The sequence below is a fragment of the Candidatus Methylomirabilota bacterium genome (genome assembly GCA_035936835.1).
Classification (GTDB): domain Bacteria; phylum Methylomirabilota; class Methylomirabilia; order Rokubacteriales; family CSP1-6; genus AR37.
The window spans coordinates 1-4,307 of the sequence record DASYVT010000006.1; the positions used below are offsets into that span (position 1 = coordinate 1).

Here is a 4,307-nt window from a genome sequence, read left to right on the forward strand (position 1 = left end):
CCCCTTGGAGACAGCGTAGGCGGGGCGACCCTTTATCCCGGCCAAATCAAGTTGGATCAGCACTAGCCCAGCCGGTCGAGCCCACTGCGGCCCTTGCCGGCAACGGCAGGGGCCGTACGGTGTCCGGGAATCCACAAGCTCGAGATCCAGGTCAGGACGCCGGTGGAGCACCCGTAGCCGCCCGCCAGCCCGAACCGGACAACCGAACCGTCGGGCATCAGCTCGGCCACCTCCTTGAACTCGGCGATCCGATCACGCTCAACCACGGTCAGCTCCGATGGATCCGCTCCTCCAGCGCATCCACCCGCTTGACACCCTTGAAGCTGAACCGGATCTTCTCCTTCTCCACCCAAGAGAGGAAGTCGAGCCCCGATCTTTCTTCAGTCCCTCCACCCAAGCGAGACGGCGGCAGCGCGAGGAATCGTAGACCGTCAGCCGGATGACAGGAGGGGCGGGCTCTGCTACCTTGGTCAATGGCTGGACGCCCCCTCTCTGCCAATATGAGTGAGACAGTGACCCCCTGGAAGTTTAGTGTTGAGGGCGAGGCAGGATCGGAGAGCGATGAGCGCATGGGAGCAGGCCTTGGGTGGCCCGGCGATCGAGGTAGTGGCAAAGGCGACGCGGCGGCGGTTCACGGTGGAGTACAAGGGGAAGATCGTCCGGGAGGCCGACGGCTGTAAGACCCCGGGCGCGGTCGGGGCGTTGCTGCGGCGGGAGGGGCTGTACTCGTCCCACCTGACAACGTGGCGCGCGGCGCGGGAGCGGGGCGAACTGGCTGGGGCGCCGAAAAAGCGTGGGCCCGCGCGGCGGGTCGTCGATCCGCGCGACAAGAAGCTGGCCGAGCAAGCGCGCGAGATCAGCCGGTGGCAGAAGCGTGCCGAGCGGGCTGAGGCCCTGGTCGAACTGCAAAAACAAGTGGCGGCGTTGCTGGGAACGCCGCTGGACACCGAGACCTCGTGATGGCGACGGTCACCCAGATCGGACCGCGGCTGGGCATCGCCCCCACGTGCGCTGCGCTCGGGCTGCCGCGCGCGACCTACTATCGTCGGCGCCGGCCCCCGCGGGCCGCGCTGCCGCGGCGTCCCTCGCCCCGGGCGCTCAACTCGGGCGAGCGCGCCGCGGTCCTCGCCCTGCTGCATGAGCCACGCTTCGTGGATCACGCGCCGGCGGAGGTCTATGCCTCGCTGCTCGACGCCGGCCAGTATCTCTGTTCCGAACGCACGATGTATCGTCTCTTGGCCGAGCACGCGGAGGTGCGGGAGCGGCGCGATCAGCTCCGCCATCCCGTCTATGCGGCCCCGGAGTTGCTGGCCCGCCGCCCCAACGAGCTGTGGAGTTGGGACATCACCAAGTTGCTCGGGCCGGCGAAGTGGACCTACTTCTACCTGTACGTGATGCTCGACGTCTTCAGCCGCTACGTGGTCGGCTGGATGGTGGCCCATCGCGAGAGCGCCACGCTGGCCGAGCAGTTCATCCACGAGACGTGCGCCCGGCAAGGCATCGGGCGCGCGCAGCTCACGATTCACGCCGACCGCGGCCAGGCCATGATCTCGAAGTCCGTCGCGTTCCTGCTGGCCGATCTCGGCGTGACCAAGACGCATTCGCGGCCCCACGTGTCCAACGACAACCCGTTCTCGGAGGCGCAGTTCAAGACGCTGAAGTACCGGCCGGCGTTCCCGGAACGGTTCGGCTCGATCCAAGACGCTCGGGCCCACGGGCACGTCTTCTTCCCCTGGTACAACACCGAACATCACCACCGCGGCCTCGGGCTGCTCACGCCCCACGACGGGCACTGCGGCTTGGCCGCGCAGCGCGTGGCCGAGCGCGCCGCGGTGCTCACCCCGGCGTATGCGGCGCATCCTGAGCGGTTCCCCGCGGGCCGTCCGATACCGGCCGCGGCGCCCACCGAGGTCTGGATCAATCCCCCCAACCCGCGCGCGCTCGAGGAGGTGGCGCTCACTCACTAAACTCGAGAACTGACTGGTAGAGTCGAGGACGCGCGCGGTGGCGTACAGGACCGGCGGCGCCTGCTGCGAGCGGCGTCTTTCGTGGCCACTCTCGCCGAGAAGTCCATCGCTCCGTCTCGCGTCCCCGCTCATCGAACCGGACGTGACCATTTCGGTCATCCGGCTCTCGGACGGGTTTCACGGGCGGCATTCGCAGGGGCGAGCCGCGGAAGTCGGTCCAGAGCCAGAACGCCCAGTTCCCCGAATACCGCCGTCACGGGGAACTGCCGATACCCAGGCCCGGCCAGCTTGTGCCGTCGTCGGAGAAAGCGGCGCACCGAATGATACAAATGCAGCTGCACATCGTGGCGCGCCTTCGCTAACGATCCGTAGGAGAAGTACGCCGCCCAGCCCCGCACCGTGCGGTTCAGACGACTGACCACCTCCGCCCACGGCGCTTGGTTCCCAGGCCGCAACCCTTGCCGGATCGCCCCCTTGATGGAGGCGATGGCCTTCTTCGAAGGCCGTGCTCCGTTGTAGCGTCCGCCCGTGCGCGGCGAGTACATCGGTCCAAAGGTGTAGCCCAGGAAATCGAAGGACTCGCATCGAGCGTCCCGCACGCCGGTCTTTCCCTCGTTCAGCGCGAGCCCCATGCTGCCCATCCAGCCCCGCGTCTTCTCGAGGACCTCGGGGGCCCCATGCCGACACAGCACCACCAGATCGTCGGCATAGATGACGAGCTGCGCGCCGTACTTCTGGTCCAGACCGTACCGGCGAAACGCCTTGATGTACCGATGCATGTAGATGTTCGCCAACAGCGGCGACACCACACCGCCCTGCGGGGTTCCCCGAGTCGCCCTCTTCCCGCCCCTCATCCGCTCAGCTCCCCGCTCGTCCGGCTCTGCCACCGGCACCTTCAGCCACCCCTTCAGCAGGTGCAGCATCCGGCCGTCGCTGATTCGGCGCGCCAGGCACCTCATCAACGCCGCGTGCGGGATCGTGTCGAAGTACTGCGACAGATCGGCGTCCACCACTTCAGTTCTCCCGTCATCCACCGCTTTGTGGACGGCTCGAATCGCCTCCTGCGCGCTCCGACGCGGACGGTATCCATACGCCGCCTCGTCGAAGTCCGCTTCGAAGATCGGCTCGATCACCAGCTTGGCTGCGGTTTGCACCACCCGATCCCGGATGGTGGGTATCCCGAGCGGTCGCTGCCCCACACCGCCGGACTTCGGGATCATCACCCGTCTTACAGGCTGCGGGGTGTAGCGCCCCGTTCGAACCTCCTCCCTCAACTCGCCCAGCCAGCGGGCCACGCCGTACGTCTCGATCTGTGCGAAGCTCACCCCGTCCACGCCCGGCGCCCCACCGTTCTTCCGGCTGAGCGCGAATGCGTGCGCGAGGATGTCTTCACGCCACACCTTGTCGTACAGGATATGGAACCGCCGGGCTGGATCCCGCTTGGCCGTCGCGTACAGCGCCCGTTGGAGCTTCCGGAGGTTCGCGGGGGTTGCTAGGCTCACGCCAATCCCCCTCCCCTCGGCTCGTCGGGACGCACCCCGAACCAGGGCCCCTTCCCTCCACTGGCGTTACCCAGCTTCCTCGGTACTATGGGCCCCTCCGACGCCTGCCGCGCCCAGCCCCCGACGGGACTGGCCCCGAGTCGCCCCGGCCGCGCGATAGGCCTCCCGTGTTGCCAGTCACCGCGTGCGTACGTGCTGCGCCCACTACCCCGGCGAGCCGAGCGATCTTCACGTGTCGGTGTATCCGATCGCCCGCGACGGCCTTCGTCCAATGAGAGGAGACTCGGCGCTCGCATTCAATCTTTCGGGGCCTGCTCAGGCTTCACTCGCGTTGCGGCCCGTACGCTCGCTGACCCGCCCAAGGCGGATCTCTGTCCCCGAGGCTTCGACGGGTCGGTCGCCCTTCCCGCCTCCCGGGTAGCTACCAAGGTGTACCGACACCTCCTTGGACCGGACTTTCACCGGCTGCGTTGACTGACCTTGCACGGCACACTCTCATTCCTATTGACAGGCTCCGGGTGACAGACACGACGATCATCATCGGATCGTTCGCCTGGTTCTTCATCCTGTTCCTGGGCTTCATCCGCGTGATGCCGTCGCTGTCCATCGTGGAGGTGAAGGAGGTGCTGCCGCATCCGCTCAAGCACGGAGCGCATCCGTGAGATTGCGACGGCCAGAGATCACGAGAAGGTGGAGAAAGCCAGTCCGAGTCCCAGTGTCCCCGGGAACGTCTCGCTAGAGTCCTCGCCGGTCAGACTCAGTCTTCCTCTTGCCTCCGGCGAAGCCTGCCGCGGAGTAAGACCTAGCCGCGCTCGCCCTCGTCTGTGAACAGCCCGAC

The 4,307-nt window shown here is 67.1% G+C and carries 4 protein-coding genes; 2 read left to right on the top strand and 2 right to left on the bottom strand.

Annotated elements, in window-relative coordinates:
• Positions 1-62: 62 nt before the first annotated feature.
• Positions 63-266 (bottom strand): hypothetical protein, encoded by a 204-nt coding sequence (locus VGV06_00250; protein ID HEV2053582.1) that lies wholly within the window; start codon positions 264-266, stop codon positions 63-65.
• A gap of 295 nt (positions 267-561) precedes the next feature.
• On the opposite strand from VGV06_00250, the gene VGV06_00255 reads away from it, so the two are divergent.
• Positions 562-1,967 (top strand): IS3 family transposase gene (locus VGV06_00255; protein ID HEV2053583.1). Its coding sequence is split into 2 segments (ribosomal slippage): positions 562-913 and positions 913-1,967, totalling 1,407 coding nucleotides; the frame shifts between segments, so codons are not numbered across the junction.
• Between the two features lie 155 nt (positions 1,968-2,122).
• Here the strand turns inward: VGV06_00255 and ltrA are convergent.
• Entirely contained in the window at positions 2,123-3,367 is a 1,245-nt protein-coding gene (ltrA, locus tag VGV06_00260) for a group II intron reverse transcriptase/maturase (protein HEV2053584.1), read from the bottom strand.
• Between the two features lie 620 nt (positions 3,368-3,987).
• Between ltrA and VGV06_00265 the strand changes: the two genes are divergently transcribed.
• The gene (locus VGV06_00265) at positions 3,988-4,131 is read left to right on the top strand and encodes a hypothetical protein (protein ID HEV2053585.1); all 144 of its coding nucleotides are present in this window, start codon (positions 3,988-3,990) and stop codon (positions 4,129-4,131) included.
• The last annotated feature ends 176 nt before the right edge of the window (positions 4,132-4,307 follow it).